This is a genomic window from Nocardia sp. NPDC087230, assembly GCF_044744725.1.
Lineage (GTDB): Bacteria > Actinomycetota > Actinomycetes > Mycobacteriales > Mycobacteriaceae > Nocardia > Nocardia canadensis.
Genome location: NZ_JBIUYV010000003.1, coordinates 135,407 through 154,981, shown reverse-complemented (window position 1 = coordinate 154,981; position 19,575 = coordinate 135,407). Strand labels below are relative to the sequence as shown.

At 71.9% G+C, this 19,575-nt stretch carries 17 protein-coding genes; 9 read left to right on the top strand and 8 right to left on the bottom strand.

The features are described from left to right. Positions 1 to 22 precede the first annotated feature (22 nt). A complete protein-coding gene (locus tag ACIO52_RS12775; RefSeq protein WP_402643758.1) occupies positions 23 to 757 on the bottom strand; it encodes an SDR family NAD(P)-dependent oxidoreductase in 735 nt (244 codons plus the stop codon). 146 nt (positions 758 to 903) lie between these two features. Here ACIO52_RS12775 and ACIO52_RS12770 point away from each other — a divergent pair, with 146 nt between their 5' ends. Beyond that, the gene (locus tag ACIO52_RS12770) at positions 904 to 1,506 is read left to right on the top strand and encodes a TetR/AcrR family transcriptional regulator (RefSeq protein ID WP_402643755.1); all 603 of its coding nucleotides are present in this window, start codon (positions 904 to 906) and stop codon (positions 1,504 to 1,506) included. 8 nt (positions 1,507 to 1,514) lie between these two features. Here the strand turns inward: ACIO52_RS12770 and ACIO52_RS12765 are convergent, their stop codons facing one another. Further along, positions 1,515 to 3,278 (bottom strand): DEAD/DEAH box helicase, encoded by a 1,764-nt coding sequence (locus ACIO52_RS12765; protein ID WP_374104832.1) that lies wholly within the window; start codon positions 3,276 to 3,278, stop codon positions 1,515 to 1,517. Between the two features lie 313 nt (positions 3,279 to 3,591). On the opposite strand from ACIO52_RS12765, the gene ACIO52_RS12760 reads away from it, so the two are divergent. Further along, positions 3,592 to 4,599 (top strand): YihY/virulence factor BrkB family protein, encoded by a 1,008-nt coding sequence (locus tag ACIO52_RS12760; RefSeq protein WP_402644418.1) that lies wholly within the window; start codon positions 3,592 to 3,594, stop codon positions 4,597 to 4,599. Here ACIO52_RS12760 and ACIO52_RS12755 read toward each other — a convergent pair. Further along, entirely contained in the window at positions 4,569 to 4,808 is a 240-nt protein-coding gene (locus tag ACIO52_RS12755; RefSeq protein ID WP_189024012.1) for a DUF3039 domain-containing protein, read from the bottom strand. The two genes, ACIO52_RS12760 and ACIO52_RS12755, sit on opposite strands and share 31 nt — an antisense overlap. A gap of 143 nt (positions 4,809 to 4,951) precedes the next feature. Here ACIO52_RS12755 and ACIO52_RS12750 point away from each other — a divergent pair, with 143 nt between their 5' ends. After that, positions 4,952 to 5,311 (top strand): DUF3099 domain-containing protein, encoded by a 360-nt coding sequence (locus ACIO52_RS12750; protein WP_402644415.1) that lies wholly within the window; start codon positions 4,952 to 4,954, stop codon positions 5,309 to 5,311. Here ACIO52_RS12750 and ACIO52_RS12745 read toward each other — a convergent pair. Then, positions 5,282 to 6,628, bottom strand: a complete 1,347-nt coding sequence (locus tag ACIO52_RS12745; RefSeq protein ID WP_316575480.1) for an MFS transporter — start codon at positions 6,626 to 6,628, stop codon at positions 5,282 to 5,284. The two genes, ACIO52_RS12750 and ACIO52_RS12745, sit on opposite strands and share 30 nt — an antisense overlap. Positions 6,629 to 6,829: 201 nt before the next feature. Between ACIO52_RS12745 and ACIO52_RS12740 the strand changes: the two genes are divergently transcribed. The 3 genes from ACIO52_RS12740 to ACIO52_RS12730 all read left to right on the top strand — a co-directional run bounded on the left by ACIO52_RS12740 (position 6,830) and on the right by ACIO52_RS12730 (position 10,449). Then, a complete protein-coding gene (locus ACIO52_RS12740; RefSeq protein WP_218716927.1) occupies positions 6,830 to 7,579 on the top strand; it encodes a VOC family protein in 750 nt (249 codons plus the stop codon). Positions 7,580 to 7,792: 213 nt separating this feature from the next. Continuing rightward, positions 7,793 to 9,310, top strand: coding sequence for a methyltransferase (locus ACIO52_RS12735; protein ID WP_218716926.1), 1,518 nt, complete (start codon positions 7,793 to 7,795; stop codon positions 9,308 to 9,310). 170 nt (positions 9,311 to 9,480) lie between these two features. Beyond that, positions 9,481 to 10,449 (top strand): sigma-70 family RNA polymerase sigma factor, encoded by a 969-nt coding sequence (locus ACIO52_RS12730; RefSeq protein ID WP_022566390.1) that lies wholly within the window; start codon positions 9,481 to 9,483, stop codon positions 10,447 to 10,449. A gap of 114 nt (positions 10,450 to 10,563) precedes the next feature. Here the strand turns inward: ACIO52_RS12730 and ACIO52_RS12725 are convergent, their stop codons facing one another. After that, on the bottom strand, positions 10,564 to 13,311 hold the full coding sequence (locus ACIO52_RS12725; RefSeq protein ID WP_402643749.1) for a GNAT family N-acetyltransferase: 2,748 nt from the start codon (positions 13,309 to 13,311) through the stop codon (positions 10,564 to 10,566). Then, entirely contained in the window at positions 13,304 to 14,545 is a 1,242-nt protein-coding gene (locus ACIO52_RS12720) for an acetoin utilization protein AcuC (RefSeq protein WP_218716924.1), read from the bottom strand. Before ACIO52_RS12720 ends, ACIO52_RS12725 begins: the two co-directional genes overlap by 8 nt. A 129-nt stretch (positions 14,546 to 14,674) precedes the next feature. On the opposite strand from ACIO52_RS12720, the gene ACIO52_RS12715 reads away from it, so the two are divergent. Both ACIO52_RS12715 and galE read left to right on the top strand, forming a co-directional pair. Then, positions 14,675 to 15,361, top strand: coding sequence for a metal-dependent transcriptional regulator (locus tag ACIO52_RS12715; protein ID WP_218716923.1), 687 nt, complete (start codon positions 14,675 to 14,677; stop codon positions 15,359 to 15,361). Between the two features lie 3 nt (positions 15,362 to 15,364). Further along, on the top strand, positions 15,365 to 16,345 hold the full coding sequence (gene galE / locus ACIO52_RS12710) for a UDP-glucose 4-epimerase GalE (protein WP_218716922.1): 981 nt from the start codon (positions 15,365 to 15,367) through the stop codon (positions 16,343 to 16,345). Positions 16,346 to 16,364: 19 nt separating this feature from the next. Here the strand turns inward: galE and ACIO52_RS12705 are convergent, their stop codons facing one another. Both ACIO52_RS12705 and ACIO52_RS12700 read right to left on the bottom strand, forming a co-directional pair. Continuing rightward, positions 16,365 to 17,528, bottom strand: a complete 1,164-nt coding sequence (locus ACIO52_RS12705) for a DUF4192 domain-containing protein (RefSeq protein WP_316575483.1) — start codon at positions 17,526 to 17,528, stop codon at positions 16,365 to 16,367. Positions 17,529 to 17,678: 150 nt separating this feature from the next. After that, the gene (locus ACIO52_RS12700) at positions 17,679 to 18,419 is read right to left on the bottom strand and encodes a sensor domain-containing protein (protein WP_402643744.1); all 741 of its coding nucleotides are present in this window, start codon (positions 18,417 to 18,419) and stop codon (positions 17,679 to 17,681) included. Positions 18,420 to 18,615: 196 nt separating this feature from the next. Between ACIO52_RS12700 and ACIO52_RS12695 the strand changes: the two genes are divergently transcribed. Further along, positions 18,616 to 19,560 (top strand): PAC2 family protein, encoded by a 945-nt coding sequence (locus tag ACIO52_RS12695; RefSeq protein ID WP_218716509.1) that lies wholly within the window; start codon positions 18,616 to 18,618, stop codon positions 19,558 to 19,560. The last annotated feature ends 15 nt before the right edge of the window (positions 19,561 to 19,575 follow it).

Sequence of the window (19,575 nt, the reverse complement as noted above, 5' to 3'; positions counted from 1 at the left end):
GCCGGGCGGTCTGCCGGCCCGCTCAGGCGTTGGTGCCGCCGTCGATGGTGATCACCGCGCCGGTGATGGTCCGCCCGGCGGGACCGGCGAGGAACGTGACGAGATCGGCGACGTCCTCGGGCGTGCCGAAACGGCCCAGCGCGCTGAACTCCCGCTGGACCGGCGCGTGATCGCTGCCCGCCGGGTTCATGTCGGTGTCGGTGGGTCCCGGCTGCACCAGGTTGACGGTGATCCCGCGCGGGCCGAGTTCGCGGGCCAGCGCCTTGGTGTAGCCGTTGAGCGCCGACTTGCTCAGGTTGTAGAGCGCCAGGCCGCCGAAGAGCGCGCGATCGGTCAGGTTCGACCCGATGGAGATGATCCGTCCACCCTCGCCCAGATATGCCAGCGCGGCCTGGCCTGCGACGAACGGGGCGCGCGCGTGGATGCCGAGTGCGCGGTCGATCTCGTCGAGCCCGAATTCCCCGTACGGCTTGGCCGGAAAGATGCCCGCGTTGTTCACCAGCACGTCCAGCCCGCCCAGGTCCCGGGCGGTGCGGTCGACCGCGGCGACGATCTGCTCGGCGTCGGCGCTGTCGGCCCGGATCGGCACGGCCCGCCTGCCCAGCGCCTCGATATCGGCGGTGACGGCCTTCGCGGCGACCTCGTCGCGCTGATAGGTGAACGCCACGTCGGCGCCCGCGCCCGCCAGTGCGCGGGCGATGGCGGCGCCGATCCCCCGGCTGCCGCCGGTCACCAGGGCCACGGTGCTGCTCGTCATCGGTTCGCTCCTTTGTGTAGTGATCAGTACACAAATAGCCAAGCGCACGACGACGGGGCGCGTCAAGAGTTTCTTATCGATCGACACAGAATTCACTGGCCTGCGGCGCAGGGGTATATTTGTCGGTCGACACAGAAAGGTTCGCCATGGCAGAACGCGGCCGCCCGCGCGGTTTCGACCGCGACATCGCCCTGCGGCGTGCCATGGAGGTGTTCTGGGAGCGCGGCTACGACGGCGCCTCGATGGCCGACCTCACCACCGCCATGGGCATCAACTCCCCCAGCCTCTACGCCGCCTTCGGCGACAAGGAAGCCCTGTTCCGCGCCGCGGTCGAGCTCTACGGCCGCACCGAAGGGTCACGCACGGCGCGGGCCCTGCGCGAGGAACCCACCGCCTACACCGCCATCGAGGCGATGCTGCGCGACAACATCACCGTCTACACCGATCCCGAGCTGCCGCACGGTTGCATGGTGGTCCTGGCAGGCGCGACCTACACCACGCGCAACGCCTCGGTCCGTGCATTCCTCGCCGAAGCCCGCCGGCACACCACCGCCGACATCCACGCGCGGCTCGACCGCGGCGTCGCCGACGGCGACCTGCGGCCCGGCACCGACACCGCCGCGCTGGCGGCGCTGTACAGCACCGTCCTCTACGGGCTCTCGATCCAGGCCAGAGACGACGTCGGCCATGCCGAACTCAGCGCGGCCGTCGACAGCGCCCTCGAGGTACTCGCGGCGGCGACGACGTAGCCGACGCGCTACTGACGCCGCAGGGCGGCGATGCGCTCGGTCAGCTGATCGGCGGTGGCCAATGCCGTGGGTGGGCCACCGCATTCGCGACGGAGCTCGCCGTGGATCACGCCGTGCGGTTTGCCGGTGCGATGGTGGTGCATCGCGACCAGGCTGTTGAGTTCCCGGCGCAGTTCGCCCAGCTTGTCCGACGTCGCGACCCGCTCGACGACCGCGGCGGGCGCGGGAGCGACGGCCTCCTGGGCACTGCGATCGGCGAGCTGACGCGTCTGCCGCTCGCGCAGCAGCGCGCGCATCTGGTCGGCGTCGAGCAGACCCGGGATGCCCAGGTAGTCGGCCTCCTCGTCGCTGCCGGCGATGGTGGCGGTGCCGAAGGACGAGCCGTCGTAGATCACCTGGTCGAGCTCGGCGTCGGCGGCCAGGGCGACGAAGGACTTCTCCTCCTCGCCCGGCTCGTCCTTGGTCTTGTTCGCGTCGATGAGCAGCTCGTCGTCGAGCGCGTTCTTCTCGCGATGCGGCTTGCCGATGACGTGATCGCGCTGCAACTCGAGCTGGGCGGCCAGGTCCAGCAGCACCGGCACCGACGGCAGGAAGACACTGGCGGTCTCGCCGGGCTTGCGCGCACGCACGAACCGGCCGATGGCCTGAGCGAAGTACAGCGGGGTCGACGCGCTCGTCGCGTACACGCCGACGGCCAGGCGCGGCACGTCGACGCCCTCGGACACCATGCGCACCGCGACCATCCACGGCTGGGTGCCCTTGGCGAACTCGTCGATACGGCTCGAGGACTGCGGGTCGTCGGAGAGCACCACGGCGGGCCGCTCGCCCGAGATGTGTTCCAGCAGTTCGGCATAGTCGCGGGCACGTTCCTGATCGGTGGCGATCACCAGGCCGCCCGCGTCGGGGATGCCCGAGGCGCGCAGCTGGCGCAGCCGGGTGTCGGCCGCGCGCAGCACCGCCGAGATCCAGTCGCCCGCCGGGTCCAGGGCGGTGCGCCAGGCGCGCGCGGTCTGCTCGGCGCTGAGCGGTTCGCCTAGGCGGGCGGTGTGTTCCTCGCCCGCGCTGTCGCGCCAGTGCGCGTCACCGGAGTAGGCCAGGAAGACCACCGGGCGCACGACGCCGTCGGCGAGGGCGTCGGCGTAGCCGTAGGAGTGGTCCGCGCGCGACCGCGGGAAGCCGGCCTCGTCGGGCTCGTAGGTGACGAAGGGGATCTTGGAATCGTCGCTGCGGAACGGGGTTCCGGTCAGCGCGAGCCTGCGCGTCGCGTCGCCGAAGGCCTCCTCGGTGGCCTCGCCCCAGCTCTTGGCGTCGCCCGCGTGGTGGATCTCGTCGAGGATCACCAGGGTGCGGCGGTTCTCGGTGCGCACCCGGTGCCGCGCGGGATGGGCTGCGATCTGGGCGTAGGTCACCACGACGCCGTGATAGTCGCCGGAGGTGCCGCCGGTGCTGTTGGAGAAGCGCGAGTCGAGCTGGATGCCGGAGCGGGCGGCCGAGGCGGCCCACTGGTGCTTGAGGTGCTCGGTCGGCGCGACAACGGTCACCTGATCGACCGTACGATCGGCCAGCAACTCCGCGGCTACCCGCAGCGCGAAGGTAGTCTTACCGGCGCCGGGGGTCGCGACCGCGAGGAAGTCACGTGGCTTGGTGGCAAGGTATTTCGTGAGCGCGCGCCGCTGCCAGGCGCGCAGGGAGCCACCCGGCGCACCCCCCGCGGCCGCATCGCCCGGTGTACCCGCTTCTCTCGCCGCAGCGACGCCACCCGACCCAGTCACGCAGACGACCCTAGCCGCCCGATGCGGCGTGTCGCCAAACCGACGCGGGGTGGGCGACCGGCATCACAACCCAGCCCGAGGTCACCGGCCATTTACCTGTTACCCGCCGACACGATGCCCGGCCCGCACCACGCGGACCGCCGAGGTGCGGGATGCTGGAGACACGATGAGCAACGACCAGATCCGGGCAGCCGATGCGGCACACCCGCCGCAGGCACCCCTGCCCGGCGGTCTACCCGCGCAGCCAGTGACCGCGGCCGGGGCCGACGGGCAACGTCCCCGCGAACACACCCGGGTGGTGCGGTGGCTGCTCATGGTGTGGCGGCTGGTGGTCCGGGTGTCGCAGAAGTGCTGGAACAACTCGATCTTCGCCAAGTCGGCCGCCGCCGCCTTCTGGCAGACGCTCTCGCTCGCGCCGCTGCTGCTCGGCCTGCTCGGCAGCCTCGGCTACGTGGGCGGGCTGTTCGGGCCCGACACGGTGCAGATCGTGGAGGCCAAGATCATCGCGTTCAGCCGGGAGTTCTTCAGCCCGTCGGTCGTCTCCGACCTGATCGAACCCACCGTCGACGACGTGCTGGGCCGCGGCCGCGGCGCCGTGGTGTCGGTGGGCTTCGTGCTGTCGCTGTGGGCCGGGTCCTCGGCGATGGCGACCTTCGTCGACGCGATCGTGGAGGCCCACGACCAGCAGGACGCCCGGCACCCGGTCTGGCAGCGGATCTTCGCGCTGCTGTTGTACGTGCAGTTCCTGGTCGCGGCGGTGCTGATCCTGCCGGTGATCGCGCTCGGACCCACCCGGATCGGCCGGGTGCTGCCCGAGGCCTGGCGCGAACCCGGCCTGCGCCTGATCGACACGTTCTACTACCCGATCGTCGGCTTGCTGCTGATCGTCGGGCTGACCACGCTCTACAAGCTGGCCCTGCACAAGTCGCTGCCCTGGCACCGGCTCTTCGGCGGCGCACTGGTGGCGGGGGTGTTCTTCATGGGCGCCAGCGATCTGCTGCGCCGGTATCTGGCCTGGATCACCGCCACCGGCGTCAGCTACGGCGCGCTGGCCACCCCGATCGCGTTCCTGCTGTTCACCTATTTCCTCGGCTTCGCGGTGATTCTCGGCGCGGAGTTCAACGCCGCGGTGCAGGAATTCTGGCCGGCCAGGGCCACCCGGATGGAGCAGGTCAAGGAATGGTTCAGCAATCAGGTCCGCGGTGACGACGACGAACGCGAGGACGACGGACGCGACGAAGCGGCCGACGCCTCACCCGAGGCGCCGACCACACCGATCACCGAACCCGCTCAGTCGCCGCCCTTGCGCAGGCCGTCGTAGACCTTCTTGCAGTCCGGGCAGACCGGTGAGCCCGGCTTGGGCGAACGCGTCACCGGGAAGACCTCGCCGCACAGCGCGACGACCATCGTGCCCATCACGGCACTCTCGGCGATCCGGTCCTTCTTCACGTAGTGGAAGAACTTGGGGACGTCGTCGCCGGTCGTCTCGTCGGTCGTGGTTTCCGGGCGTACCAGAGTGTCTGTACTCACGCCTTCCATGATGCCGCATCCCGAGCGCGCACCGCTGACCAGCCGCGTGTGCGTTCGTCGGCGGCGAGTGGAAGACTCGGGGTATGCAGTCCCACGGCGACACCCCCGGCGCCGACGAGCCGACACCGGACCCGGAGGTGACGATGCCCGCCGCGCCGAGTTCCTCGCGCGGCTTTTTCCCGGGCGCCGACGCCAAGCACCCGGTGCTCATCACCGAGGCCGCGCCGTCACTCGACGACCAGCATCGCGCCCGCGTCCGCCGCTACACGATCATCATGGCCTTCCGCATCCCCTGCCTGATCCTGGCCGCGGTCGCCTACAGCGCGTTCGAGAACCCGCTGATCTCGATTCTGATCATCGTGGCCTCGGTGCCGCTGCCGTGGATCGCCGTGCTCATCGCCAACGACCGTCCGCCGCGCACCAAGGACGAGCCGAGCCGCTGGGACGGCCGCGCGAACCAGATCGCGCTGGACTCACGTCCGCACAAGGCCATCGACGGCTGACGGCCGCCGCACCAGCATCGACATCAGCGCCGCCAGGCCGCACAGCGCGCCGGCGAGGTACCAGGCCAGGTCGTAGGAGCCCTGCAGGTCGCGAATGAGACCCGCGCCGGTGGCCGCGATCGCCGCGCCGACCTGATGGGCGGCGAACACCCAGCCGAACGCGATCGGCCCGTCGGCGCCGAACAGTTCCCGGCACAGCAGCACGGTCGGCGGGACGGTGGCGATCCAGTCCAGGCCGTAGAAGACCACGAACACCCACATGCTCGGCTGGGTGTGCGGGCCGAGCAGCGAGGGCAGGATCAGCAGCGAGAGCCCGCGCAGCGAGTAGTACCCGAGCAGCAGGTAGCGCGGATCGACGCGGTCGGAGAGCCAGCCCGAGGCGATGGTGCCCGCCACGTCGAAGATCCCGACCAGCGCCAGCAGGCCCGCCGCGGTGGTCGGCGGCATGCCGTGGTCGTGGGCCGCGGTCACGAAGTGCGTGCCGACCAGGCCGTTGGTGGAGGCGCCGCATACCGCGAAGCCGCCTGCCAGCAGCCAGAATCCGGGCCTGCGCGCAGCCGAGGCCAGCACCCGCAGCGCCCGGCTCGCGCCACCGGCGACCGCGACGCGCACCCCCGCGTCCGATCCCGCGGGTGCGCCGTAGGCCCGCACCCCGACATCGCTCGGGTAGTCCCGCACGAACAGCCACACCAGCGGCACCACGGCCAGTGCCACGGCCGCCACGATGACCGCGGGCAGCCGCCAGCCGTGCGCGTGCGCCAGCATCGAGACCAGGGGCAGGAACACCAGCTGACCGGTCGCGCCCGCGGCGGTGAGCACGCCGGTGACCAGACCGCGGCTGCGCACGAACCAGCGGCCGGTGATGGTGGCGACGAACGGCATCGACATCGAGCCGACGCCCACTCCGACCAGCAGACCCCAGGTCGCCACCAGCTGCCAGGCCTGGGTCATGAACACCGTCAGCCCGCTACCCGCCGCGATCAGCACCAGCGCCGCGCACACCACCCGGCGGATGCCGAAGCGATCCATCAACGCGGCCGCGAACGGTGAGATCACCCCGTAGAGCAGCATGTTCAGCGACACGGCCGCCGAGATCGTCGCGTGTGACCAGCCGAACTCGACGTGCAGCGGGTCGATCAGCACGCTGGGCACCGATCGGAAGGCGGCGGCGCCGAGCAGGGCGACGAAACCGACGCCCGCCACGATCCAGGCCGGGTGCGGGGCGCGACCGCGCCGATCGGTGGCGTCGGGGACGGCCGGGGCGCCCTCGGCCGGGTCGTCGCCGGCGGGCGGCAGGGGTGCGCGGAGATCGGTCACCGGAACAGGGTGCCGGAACCTCGCGGCACGAACGAGTGGCCGCGATGACATCTTTCGCAGATATCCTGCCAACCCGCGGTCCGGCGTGATCACGGTCGACAGCGCGCCCACGGCCGCCTACCGTGCGGACAGGACCTCCGGTCCGGGCCGGTACTTCGTCGGCCCCACCGCGTACCCGATCCATCTCGAAACGGAGACAGCATGATTCGCTGGACGTGGGCCTTTCTCGACCGCCCCGCCGCCGGTTTCGACGACTGCGTCCGGTTCTGGGCGACGGTCACCGGCTCCACCGTGTCCGAACCTCGTGGCGCGCAGGGCGAATTCGTCACCCTGCTCCCGGCCGCCGGTCCCGCCTGGCTCAAGATGCAGCGCGTCGGTGGCGACGGCGGCGTCCACCTCGATCTCGATGTCGACGACATCCCCGCCGCGATGGCGACCGCGACCGATCTCGGCGCCCGGGTCGTCACGGTCGAACGCGACTACACCGTGCTGGAATCGCCCGCCGGACAGACATTCTGCTTCACCCCGGTGCACGCCGATGCCCCCGCGCCCGAGGACGAGACGCCGCCGCCGGTCGTCGTCTCGACCGCGCCGGACGGCACCGTGACTCGCCTCGATCAGATCTGCCTCGACCTGTCCCCCGCCGACATCGCGACCGACACCGTGTTCTGGCGAGCGCTGACCGGCTGGACCCACCAGCCGGGCCGCCGCCCCGAATTCTCCCGCCTGCGTGGCCCCGACCAGCCGCTGCACTTGCTGCTCCAGCGTCTCGACGAGGCCCGGCCCGCCGGCGCCCACCCCGACCTGGCCTCCTCGGACATCGCCGCCACCGCCGCCTGGCACGAATCCCTGGGCGCCACCCGGGTCGCCGACGGCGAACGTTGGATCGTGCTGCGCGACCCCGGTTCCGCGGTCTACTGCGTCACCGGCCGTGACCCCTATACCGGCTGACACAGCGGCAACCGGGCCCACCTTCGTCACTGTCGCGCGTTCGCCCGGCGGCCGAGTGCCCCGGGCGCATCACCCGGGCGGGGTAGCGACACCGTCGACCACCCGCCGGGGGACGCATCCGCCGACGGCCTGCGGTCGCATGTCCGGCGTGGCGCGCGACACGCGGCCGTAGCTGGTCGATCCGGGCACGCGCCGCCCTGGCACAGTAGGCGGGTGTCTACGAACCCCACCGCCACCGGTTCCCTGCTCACCGCGCTGTGCCCGGACCTGCGCACGGCGTTGATCCGCGTCGGCTACGACGCCGACACACTGGTGGAGGCGCTGGGTCCCGACGTGCACGCCGCGCTGGGCCGCTCCGAGCCGGTGCCCGTGCGCCGGGTGGCACGTGCGGCGGGCGAGCTGGGCACGCTGATCCGGCTGCTGCTGCTCGGTGACGCGCTGCCCGCACGCGAGGTCGCCGCCGCGCTGTCGCCGGTCCGGATCGACGACGCCGTCGCGGCGGGTCTGCTGGCCCGCGACGGTGACGAGCTCAGGGCCGCACTGGATCTGCGCCCGCTCGACACCGGCGCCGGCACCCGCTGGATCCTGTCCGACCTCGACGATTCGATGCGCAGGCGCACCCTCACCGAGGACCATGTGCTCGGGGTCGGGCACGCCTCGCTGTCGCTGCTGCGCGCCACGCCGACCGAACCGGTGGGCACCCTGCTGGACCTGGGCACCGGCTGCGGCGTGCAGGCCGTGCACGCGGCGAGCTACGCGGGCCGGGTCACCGCCACCGATGTCAACTCCCGGGCGCTGTGGCTGGCCGAGGCCACCGCCGCGCTGAACGAACTCGACATCGAACTGCTCGAAGGGTCCTGGTTCGAGCCGGTCGCGGGCCGCACCTTCGATCAGATCGTGGCCAATCCCCCGTTCGTGGTGGGCCCCGCGCGCATCGAGCACACCTACCGCGACTCCGGGCTCGCGCTGGACGGCGCCAGCGAGCTGGTGATCGGGCAGGCGCCCGGCTTGCTGGCCCCCGGTGGCACCGCGGCCATGCTCGCCGCCTGGGTGCATATCGAGGGCCAGGACTGGCGGCAGCGGGTGTCGTCGTGGCTGCCCGCCCACGGCGTCGACGCCTGGGTCGTGCAGCGCGACGTCGCCGATCCGGCACTCTATGTGGGTACCTGGCTGCGCGACGCCGGGCTGGACCCGCGCGACCCGGCCGCCCAGGCCAGGGCCGAGGCGTGGCTGGCGGCGTTCGAGGCCGCCGATGTCGAGGGCATCGGGTTCGGGTTCGTCTACCTGCACGCCATCGACGGGCCGACCGAGCTGATGGCCGAGGACCTCACCCACGGCTTCGACGATCCGCTCGGCGACGAGGCGCCCGCCTACTTCGCCCGCTCGGCCTGGCTGCGCGCCGTGGCCGCCGACGACCGCCTCGCCTGGACCTCCCGTTTCGCCCCGAGCCCGGCCACCGCCCTGGAACGGGTGTATCTGCCCGGCGAGCACGGGTGGGAGGAGCAGGTCGCGCGGCTGCATCGCGGCGACGGTCCGCGCTGGCAGCACGAGGTCGACGAGTCCACGGTGGCCCTGATCGCGGGAATGCGACCGGACGGTCTGCCGTTGTACGAACTGCTCGAACTGCTGGCCCTCGCCGAGGGCGCCGATCAGGTGACCCCGGAGTTCGCCGCCCAGGCACTCGGTGTCGTGGCCGGTCTGGTGCGCCACGGATTGGTGCGACCCGTCTGAGCCGACCGGCGGTGGGGGCCGAGTTCCGGCCACGGTGCTCTTCTCAGGAACTTCTCAGCCGTACAGGTGGGAACACGCAGCTCAGAGCGGTTTATCACCAGCGCGATCGGGAACTTTCTCTAAGTCGGGTCCGTTGATCGGAGTGAGACACCACCGACAGGAGGCAAGTCATGACAAGCCCCGCCACTACTCGTGTGCGCCCCAGCGAGTCCGATATCGACGCCCAGAGCCCGGCCGCCGACCTGGTACGCGTGTACCTGAACGGAATCGGCCGCACGGCACTGCTCACGGCGGCCGACGAGGTCGAGTTGGCCAAGCGTATCGAGGCGGGCCTGTATGCCCAGCACCTGCTCGAGACGGGTAAGCGGTTATCGGCGACCCGCAAGCGTGATCTGGCGATTCTGGTCCGCGAGGGGCAGGCCGCCCGCTCGCATCTGCTCGAGGCCAACCTGCGCCTGGTCGTCTCACTGGCCAAGCGCTACACCGGCCGCGGTATGCCGCTGCTCGACCTGATCCAGGAGGGCAACCTCGGACTGATCCGCGCGATGGAGAAGTTCGACTACGCCAAGGGCTTCAAGTTCTCCACCTACGCCACGTGGTGGATCCGCCAGGCCATCACCCGCGGCATGGCCGATCAGAGCCGTACGATCCGGCTCCCCGTGCACCTGGTCGAGCAGGTCAACAAGCTCGCCAGGATCAAGCGTGAACTGCATCAGCAGCTCGGCCGCGAGGCCACCGACGCCGAACTCGCCAACGAGTCGGGCATCCCGGTGGAGAAGATCGCCGACCTGCTCGATCACAGCCGCGACCCGGTCAGCCTCGACATGCCGGTCGGCAACGACGAGGAAGCCCCGTTGGGCGACTTCATCGAGGACTCCGAGGCCACCTCCGCCGAAAGCGCGGTCATCGCCGGCCTGCTGCACCACGACGTGCGCAGCGTCCTGGCCACCCTCGACGAGCGCGAACAGCAGGTCATCCGTCTGCGCTTCGGCCTCGACGACGGCCAGCCCCGCACCCTGGACCAGATCGGCAAGCTGTTCGGGCTGTCCCGCGAGCGGGTCCGCCAGATCGAGCGCGAGGTCATGTCCAAGCTGCGCAAGGGTGAGCGCGCCGATCGGCTGCGCGCCTACGCCAGCTGATCTCCGAGAACCCGACGGCCCCGCGGGGTCGTCTGCCGAAACGCCGACCGGTGTCCGCGACCTCTCCCCTCCGGGGTCGCGAGCCGGTCGGCGTTGTTCGTCGGGGACCCCCGCTCAGGCCAGTCGGCGCGGACCGGTGTCGAACCGGCTCGGCTCCGGGCCGATCCGGGCGCGCGCGTAGATGATCTCGGCCGAAGACGGCGCCGCGAGCACCGGATCGCAGGACAACTCGCGCATCTGCGGGATGTCGTCGAACAGGGCCGAGATGCGTTGCGCCAGTCCGGCCAGCGCCGCCTTGTCGACCGCCGGTCCGGCCTGCCCACCGGACAGCAGCGGCGCGGCGCGTGGCGCCTCGATCAGGGCCACGGATTCCTCGGCGGTGAGCGGCAGCGCGCGGAACGCGCGGTCCCCGAGCAACTCGATGATCAGGCCCGAGAGCCCGAATTCGATCACCGAACCGAACGAGGGGTCGTCGGTGACGCGCAGAACACAGCCCATGCCCTTGGTCGCCATCTTCTGCACGTGCAGCAGCGGATCGCCGCAGATCTCGACCAGATCGGTGTAGGCCTGGCGGACCGCGTCGGGCGTCCACAGGTCCAGGCGCACCCCGAGCAGGTCCGGCCTGCGCCGCCACAACTCCCCGGTGGCCTTCGCCGCGACCGGATAGCCCAGTTCCTCGCCGGCCGCCACTGCCTGCTCGGCGTCGCGCACCGCCCGGAACTCGACCACGTCGATGCCGTAGCAGCCCAGCAGCCGCACCGTTTCCTCGTCGGTGAGCCAGCGCCCACCCGAATCCGCCAGCCAGCCCGCCACCAGGTCCGCCGCCGCCGCGGTGTCGATGCCCGGCGGTCGCACGACCGGGGAGACCGGCCGGTCCCGCCAGCGGGCGTACCGCTCGACCCGGGCCAGCGCCCTGGCCGCGCGTTCCGGGTCCGGATAGGACGGGATCGAGCCCCTGGCCGGCGCGCCACCGGTCGTGCGCACCGCCAGCAGCTTCGGAATGCCCGACTCGGCGACGAAGGTGGTCAGCACCGGTTTGTCCTTGCCCGGCGCCGCCGCGGCCGCCGCCCGCAGCGCGTCGGCGAAGCCGGCCATCGGTACCGGCACCGGCGGGGCCACGACGACGATCACGGCGTCGACCTCGTCACTGCGCAGCGCGGCCTGCACCGCCTCCCGGTAGTCGGCCGGGGTCGCCTCCGGGCCCAGATCCACCGGCCCGTCGACCGGCGCGCTGTGGACGGTGCGCTCGGTCGGCCGCACACCGGGTCCACGATCCACGACCGAGGCGGGCCGGCGCACCCGCAGGCCTTCGCCGTGCGCGGCATCGATGGCCAGCCAGTTCAGCGCGGCGCTGTTGCCGACCACCGCCACCCGTGGCCCGCGCGGCAACGGCTGACACGCCAGCAGCGCCGCACAGTCGAACAGTTCCGAGATGGAGTCGACCTGGATGATCCCGGCCTGGGCGAACAGGTCACGCACCACCGTGCGATCCATATCGGCGCCCGCGGCCAGCCTGCCGCTGCTCACCGCCACGATCGGCTTGCCCCGCGCCACCCGCCGGGCCAGCCGGGAGAACTTGCGCGGATTACCGAAGCTCTCCAGGTACAGCAGGATCACCTCGGTATCGGCGGCGGTGTCCCAGAACTGCAGCAGATCGTTGCCGGAGACATCGGCGCGGTTACCCGCCGACACGAACGTCGACAAGCCGAGATTGCGCGCCGCGGCCTCCCCCAGGATCGCCGCGCCGAGCGGGCCGGACTGGCAGAAGAACCCGATCCGCCCGCGCTCGGGCAGCACCGGGGCCAGGGTGGCGTTGAGGCCCACCGCCGGGTCGGTGTTGGCGATGCCGAGTGCGCTGGGCCCGACCACCCGCATACCGTGGCCGCGCGCCGCGGCGACCAGCTCGTGTTCGGCGGCCAGGCCCTCGGGCCCGGTCTCGCCGAAGCCGGCCGTGAGCACCACCAGGCCCTTCACCCCCTTGGCCATACAGTCGTCGAGCACCGACCCGATCGCGGCCGGAGGCACCGCGACGACCGCCAGGTCCACTTCGTCGGGGATCTCGCGGACCGTGGCGTAGGCGCGCACGCCTCGCACCGATCGGCGGTTCGGGTTCACCGGGAACACCGGCCCGCTGAAGCCGCCGGCGAGCAGGTTCGCCAGCACGGCGCCACCGACCCTGGTCCGCTCGGGCGAGGCGCCGATCACCGCCACCGACCCGGGCGCCAGCAGGTTGCCGACGCTGCGGGCCTCCGAGGCCGCCTCCCGCGCATCCCGCACGGTGCGCAGCGCTTCGGTGGGATCGATCGCGAACTCCAGGTGCACCTCGGCGCCGTCCCGACTGCGCTGCAGCTGATAGCCGGCGTCGCGGAACACGGTGATCATCGCCTCGTTCTCGGCGAGCACCTCCGCGACGAAGGCCATCACCTCGTTCTCGGCCGCCGCGCCGGCGAGGTGCTCGAGCAGCACCGAGCCCAGACCACGGCCCTGGTGCTCGTCGGCGACCACGAAGGCCACCTCGGCGGCGCGCGGGCCTCGACGATCGAGCAGTTCGTAGCGGGCGACGCCGATGATCGCGTCCCCGAGCAGGGCGACCAGCCCGACCCGATCGTGGTAGTCCACATGGGTGGTGCGGTACATGTCCTTGGGCGAGATCCGCGGGTACGGACCGAAATAGCGCAGATACCGGGTGCGATCCGACAGCGCGGCGTGGAACGTGGCCAGCGCCGGGGCGTCGGCGGGCACGATCGGGCGCACGCGGACCACGCCTCCGTCGGAGGCGAGCACATCGCCGTACCAGTGTTGGGGTGGCGCAGGCGGATTCGCGGGCGTATCGGGGGTGTCGGGCAGCAGCGGCTCAGTCACGAGGGTCCTCCGGGTCGAGCCCGAGCAGGGCGAAGCTCGCCCGCCGGGTGGCCGTGATCGCGGTGTCGATCGCCCGCTGGGCCCGGATCTGGCCCGCGTCGCCGACCTCGGGGGTGCCGCCGGGACCGTCCCAGGGCAGGTAGGCGGTGTCGCCGCCGTCGCCCATGCTGGTCGGCGGCTGCACCCGGGGCGCGGCGGCGCGGACCTGGTCGATCCAGCCGGCCGGGACCGGCGTCTCCGGCGCCAGCGGCCGGTCCAGAGCCGCGGCGAGCAGATGCGTCCAGGCGCGCGGTACCACCCGCACCACGCCGTACCCCCCGCCCCCGATCGCCAGCCAGCGGCCCTCGGCATGGCGGTCGGCCAGCTCGCGCATCGCCAGGAAGGCCGCGCGCTGGCCGTCCACGGTGAGTTCCAGGTCGGCCAGCGGGTCCTCGCGATGGGTGTCCACCCCGCACTGGCTGACGATGATCTGCGGCCGGAAGGCGGCCACCGCGCCGGGCACGACCGCGTGGAATCCACGCAACCACTGGGCATCCCGGGTGCCGGGCAGCAGCGGCAGGTTGATCGAGGTGCCCTCCGCCGCGCCGAGCCCGGTCTCGGTGGGCCAGCCGGTGTTGGGCCACAACGTCGCCGGATGCTGGTGCAGCGAGATCGTCAGCACTCGTGGATCGGCGTAGAAGGCACGCTGGACGCCGTCGCCGTGGTGGACGTCGACATCGAGGTAGGCGATACGGTCGAAGCCGTGGTCGAGCAGCCACGAGATCGCGATCGCGGCGTCGTTGTAGATGCAGAAGCCGGCCGCGGCGTCGGGCATGGCGTGATGCATGCCACCACCGATGCTCACCGCCCGCCGGGTCCGCCCGGCCGCGATCTCCCCGGCGGCGGCGAGGGTACCGCCCACGATGACCGAGGCCGCCTCGTGCATGCGGGGGAAGATCGGGTTGTCGGCGGTTCCCAAGCCGTACATCGTGTCCTCGGGCGTCGGTGGTCCGTCACCGGCGCGCCGCACCGCCTCGATATAGGCGCTGCTGTGCACCCGCAGCAGGTCGGCCTGGGTGGCCGCGGCAGGTGCCAACGGCTCGACACCGTCGAGCACGCCCAGACTTTCGGCCAGCGACATGGTGAACTGCAGGCGCGCCGGTTTCATCGGGTGCTCCGGACTCCAGGTGTAGCCGAGGAATCGCTCGGTCCACACGACGGTCCCGGGCTCTTCGCTGTGCGGCGGCGTGACCATGCTCGCCACGCTAGTCGGAAGCAGCGACCCCCGTGACGCGTTGACATGCAGTAGAAATAGGGCCGCCGGTCCGGCGGGCGGACGGGCGTTCGCGCGTGGGTAGAATTCGTGCCGACGAAGGGGTAACAGGTGAAGGATCTGGTCGACACCACGGAGATGTATCTCCGTACCATCTACGACCTCGAGGAAGAGGGCGTGGTGCCGCTGCGGGCACGCATCGCCGAGCGGCTCGAGCAGAGTGGTCCGACGGTGAGCCAGACGGTCGCGCGGATGGAACGCGACGGCCTGCTGCTCGTCGCGGGTGACCGCCACCTCGAGCTGACCGACAAGGGCCGCGCCATGGCGGTCGCGGTGATGCGCAAGCACCGGCTCGCCGAGCGGTTGCTGGTCGACATCATCGGCCTCGACTGGCAGAACGTGCACGCCGAGGCGTGCCGCTGGGAGCACGTGATGAGCGAGGAGGTGGAGCGGCGCCTGATCGAGGTGCTCAACCACCCGACCACCTCGCCCTACGGCAACCCCATTCCCGGTCTGGACGAGCTCGGCCTCGGCGATACCCCCGCTGCCGAGGAGACGCTGGTGCGCCTGTCCGACCTGCCCAACGGCGCGCTGCACGCCGTCGTGGTGCGCAGGCTGGCCGAGCACATCCAGACCGACCCTGAGGTCATCGGCAGGCTGCGCGAGGCGGGTGTGGTGCCCGACGCGCGTGTCACCGTCGAGACCAAGCCGGGTGCGGTGCTGATCACGGTGCCGGGGCACAACGGTTTCGAACTGTCCGAAGAGATGGCGCATGCCGTCCAGGTGAGGCTGGTCTGATACGTGAAACTTCTGGTCACCGGCGGCGCCGGCTACGTGGGTGGCGTGTGCGCCGCCGTCCTGCTCGAGGCGGGCAACGAAGTGGTCGTCGTCGACGACCTGTCGACCGGTAACGCCGACGGCGTCCCGGCCGGTGCCCGCTTCGTCGAGGGCGACATCGCCGTCGCGGCGCCGGAGCTGTTGCGCGCCGAATCCTTCGACGGCGTGCTGCATTTCGCGGCGCAGTCGCTGGTCGGCGAGTCGGTGGAGCAGCCGGAGAAGTACTGGCACGGCAACGTCGTCAAGACGCTGACCCTGCTCGAGGCGATCCGCGAGACCGGTACCCCGCGCCTGGTGTTCTCCTCCACCGCCGCGACCTACGGCGAACCCGAGCAGGTGCCGATCACCGAGTCGGCGCCGACCCGCCCCACCAACCCCTACGGTGCGAGCAAGCTGGCCATCGACCACGCCATCACCTCCTACGCGGCAGCGCACGGCCTGGCCGCGACCAGCCTGCGCTACTTCAACGTGGCGGGCGCCTACGCCGGTCTCGGCGAGAACCGGGTCGTGGAAACGCATCTGATCCCCCTCGTGTTGCAGGTGGCGCTGGGCCACCGCAAGGCCATCTCCGTCTACGGCACCGACTGGCCGACGCCGGACGGCACATGCGTGCGTGACTACATCCACATCCGCGACCTGGCGCAGGCGCATCTGCTGGCGCTGTCCTCGTCGCAGCCCGGCAGCCACCGGATCCTCAATCTCGGCTCGGGCACCGGTTTCTCGGTGCGCGAGGTGATCTCGGCGTGCGAGCGGGTGACCGGCCTGCCGATCGAGGCGATCGACGCGCCGCGCCGCCCGGGCGATCCGGCGGTGCTCATCGCCTCCAGCGACCGCGCGATCGCCGAGCTGGACTGGCGGCCCGAGCACAACGATCTCGACGAGATCGTCTCCGACGCCTGGGAATTCCTGCGGTCGCTCGGCGACAAGGCGCACAGCGCGCGCTGATCTCCGCCGCTCGCCGTCCTCACCGGTGGAGCGGGCCGATGTCGACCCCCAGATCAGCCGCGATCTGGTGACCGCACTGCGCGAGTTTGCGCAGCCGTTCCGGCCGCAGCCCGCTCTGCAGCGAGGTCTCCAGCAGCACGGCCATCGGGTGGGTGGCATCGGCCTCCACCGCCGCGGCGAGGGCGACGCCGGCGAACGGCCCGTCCCCGCGCAGGTAGGCGCTGAAGCCCAGCAGTGCCGCGGCCTCGGCGCGGTCGGCGCCGGGCGTGGCCCGGGCGAGTTGAGCCCACAGCTGTTCGGCGGCCTCGGCGTGATCGCCCAGCGCCAGCCCGTACATCGCGTCCCGGATCGGCCGGTCGCGCAGCGTGGCCGCCAGCTGCGCGAGTTCGCGATCGGCACGCGGCGCGCCGGAGGCGGCGTCGGCGATCTGCCACAGGACCCATTCCAGCGCCCTGCGCTGATAGGCCACCGTGTGCCCGGCCCGTGTCGCCGCGGACAGGCCACCGCGATAGCGCGCGACGGCCGGTCCGAGCCGGCGCCGCACCTCGGCGCACAGTCGTCGGTCGGGCCGCACCAGGGCGGTGAGTTCACCGCGCGAGCGGCGGATCTGTCTGCCGTCGAGCACGTGGGACAGCGCCACCATCGACGACGCCGGATCACCGACGACCCCGCCCGCGCCGCGATGGAACAGGTCGCGGAAGCGCGCCCCGGCCACGATCGAGGGCACCGACCAGGCCCCGCACACGGCGATCCCCTCGTCACCGAGTGCCTCGAGCAGCGACGCGGCCCGAAGCGCCTGCATCACCCCGCCCCCGGCCTCGTCGACGAACACCGCCAGCACCCCGCCGGCATGCTCACGCAGGCAGATCGATCCGACGCAGGCGGTGAACTGGCCGATCCGGTGCGGATCGGCGAGCGCGTCCAGATCGAATCGCACCACCGCCTCGATCGCCGTTGACCCGCCCGGGGCCGCCTCGTGCAGGACGGCGACGACCAGCGAGCGTTCGGGGACGAAGCCGAGCATCGCGGGCAGGGCGGCGATGAGCTCGCCGGGATCGTCCACCCGCAGCGACGGCTGCGGTGGTCCGGCGGGGTAGCCGGGGGTGGATTCGGCGCAGGTGAGTGCCCGGGGAAAGGGTCCGGAGCGAGTGGCCCGGCGGGTGGAGTTCGTCGACGATGTCATGGCTCCACCGTGCCCGTGGCCCCCGACGGCACCGGGCGCCCGACCTGGGCGTTGTGCTGCCCTGTTGACGGCCCCGCGGCTGGGGAGCGATCCCGGTCCCGGCGTCGCGCCCGGACCGAACCTGTCACCCCCGCGTGCTAGGGCCGCGGGTCAGGCCCCGCGGACCCGGCGCACGGCGGTCGCGAACATCTCCGCGACGGCCTGCTGGTCGGGCAGGCCCGCGCCGAAGGTCATCGACGTCACCGTGATCCGCACGTCGCCGATCTGCCCGATCGTGGTCTGCATGGTCTGGGTCAGCCCGGCCCCGCCGACGTCGGGAACGACAGTGCGCCGCAACGACACCGCGTCGTCGGCGCCCGTCGGGCTCGTGGTGTCGAGCACGGTCGTGACGGTCGATTCCGCGCCCGCCCGGCTGACCCGGATCTGCTCGCACCCGGCGAGGCGGTCTCGCAGGCGCGCTGGCGCCTCGGTGGTGCGCGAGAGTTCGACGGTGAGCGTGGCCCGGCTCGCGTCGTCGTTGCCGACCGCGACCGCGGCCGGTTCGGCGCCGGGCTCGGGGTCCGGCGGCGTGCACTTCGCCGGGCGGACGGTGGCGCCCGCCCCCACCCCGTCCAGATCGCCCGCCGCCGCGGCCGCGGCCTGCGGGGGCAGGACGACGGCCGGGTAGCGGGCCGGGAACTGCTGGGCGGTGGGCAGCAGATCGGCGAGCGCGCCGTCGATGTGCCGCACCGCGATCGCGCTCTGGGCGACCGGCGTGCCGTCGATGCTCTGTCCGCACCCGGTCAGCGCCAGCCCGGCGAGCACCACCGAGCAGGCGAGGGTCCGGCGCCGCTGCCCGGGGCGCCGGACCCGATCGCCGCCGTGGGCCGGTGTCGTCTCCGCCACGTTCACCCCTCCCACTGTGCCCCACCGGGCCGGTCGGGGCGTCATCGCCACGCCGCACGGGAATGTCGAGGCAGCGGTGGCTGTTGTGTAGCAGGACGAGCCGTCCTCCGGCCGTGTGCGATGCGTCTGCTCGCGTGGGGGACAATGGAGAAACGCCTCCCCCGCCGCGAGCGTTGGTGGACCGCGCAGGAAGGAGTACGCGATGGATGATCAGTCGCACATGTACGAGCTGGAGTTCCCGGCACCGCAGCTGTCGTCGGACGACGGCGCCGGTCCCGTGCTGGTGCACGGCCTGGAAGGTTTCACCGACGCCGGTCACGCCGTGCGCCTGGCGACCACCCACCTGCGCGAGAGCCTGGAATCCGAACTCGTCGCTTCCTTCGACGTCGACGAGCTGCTCGACTACCGCTCGCGCCGTCCGCTGATGACGTTCAAGACCGATCATTTCGCCGAGTACGCCGAACCCGAGCTGAACCTGTGGGCGCTGCGCGACACCGCCGGCACCCCGTTCCTGCTGCTGGCCGGCCTGGAACCGGATCTGCGCTGGGAGAAGTTCACCACCGCGGTGCGGCTGCTGGCCGAACAGCTCGGCGTGCGCCGCACGATCGGCCTGTCGGCGATCCCGATGGCGATCCCGCACACCCGTCCGCTCGGCGTCACCGCGCACTCCTCGGACCGTTCGCTGATCGGCGATCACCAGCGCTGGCCCGGTGAGCTGCAGGTGCCCGGCAGCGCGTCCTCGCTGCTCGAATTCCGGATGGCCCAGCACGGACACGAATCGCTCGGGTTCTCCGTGCACGTGCCGCACTATCTGGCCCAGACCGACTATCCCGAGGCCGCCCAGACCCTGCTGGAGAACGTCGCCGACAGCGCAGGCCTCGAACTGCCGCTCACCGCGCTGGGCGAGGCCGCCGCGCGGGTGCGCGAGCAGGTCGCCGAGCACATCGCCGGCAACGAGGAGGTCGAGACGGTCGTGACGGCGCTGGAACGCCAGTACGACAGTTTCGTCACCGCCCAGGAGAGCCAGTCCAGCCTGCTGGCGGGCGACGGTGAACTGCCCAGCGGCGAGGAGCTCGGCGCCGAGTTCGAGCGCTTCCTCGCCGAACAGGGCGGTTACGGCGACACCTCCCGCGACAGCGAGGACTGAACCGCCGGGCCGTGC

Coding starts and splice junctions, on each gene's coding strand:
- ACIO52_RS12695 (WP_218716509.1), top strand. CDS start 18,616: ATGGATGATCAGTCGCACATGTACGAGCTGGAGTTCCCGGCACCGCAG.
- ACIO52_RS12705 (WP_316575483.1), bottom strand. CDS start 17,528: ATGACATCGTCGACGAACTCCACCCGCCGGGCCACTCGCTCCGGACCC.
- ACIO52_RS12770 (WP_402643755.1), top strand. CDS start 904: ATGGCAGAACGCGGCCGCCCGCGCGGTTTCGACCGCGACATCGCCCTG.
- ACIO52_RS12760 (WP_402644418.1), top strand. CDS start 3,592: ATGGTGTGGCGGCTGGTGGTCCGGGTGTCGCAGAAGTGCTGGAACAAC.
- ACIO52_RS12740 (WP_218716927.1), top strand. CDS start 6,830: ATGATTCGCTGGACGTGGGCCTTTCTCGACCGCCCCGCCGCCGGTTTC.
- ACIO52_RS12720 (WP_218716924.1), bottom strand. CDS start 14,545: ATGGTCACGCCGCCGCACAGCGAAGAGCCCGGGACCGTCGTGTGGACC.
- ACIO52_RS12730 (WP_022566390.1), top strand. CDS start 9,481: ATGACAAGCCCCGCCACTACTCGTGTGCGCCCCAGCGAGTCCGATATC.
- ACIO52_RS12750 (WP_402644415.1), top strand. CDS start 4,952: ATGCCCGCCGCGCCGAGTTCCTCGCGCGGCTTTTTCCCGGGCGCCGAC.
- ACIO52_RS12775 (WP_402643758.1), bottom strand. CDS start 757: ATGACGAGCAGCACCGTGGCCCTGGTGACCGGCGGCAGCCGGGGGATC.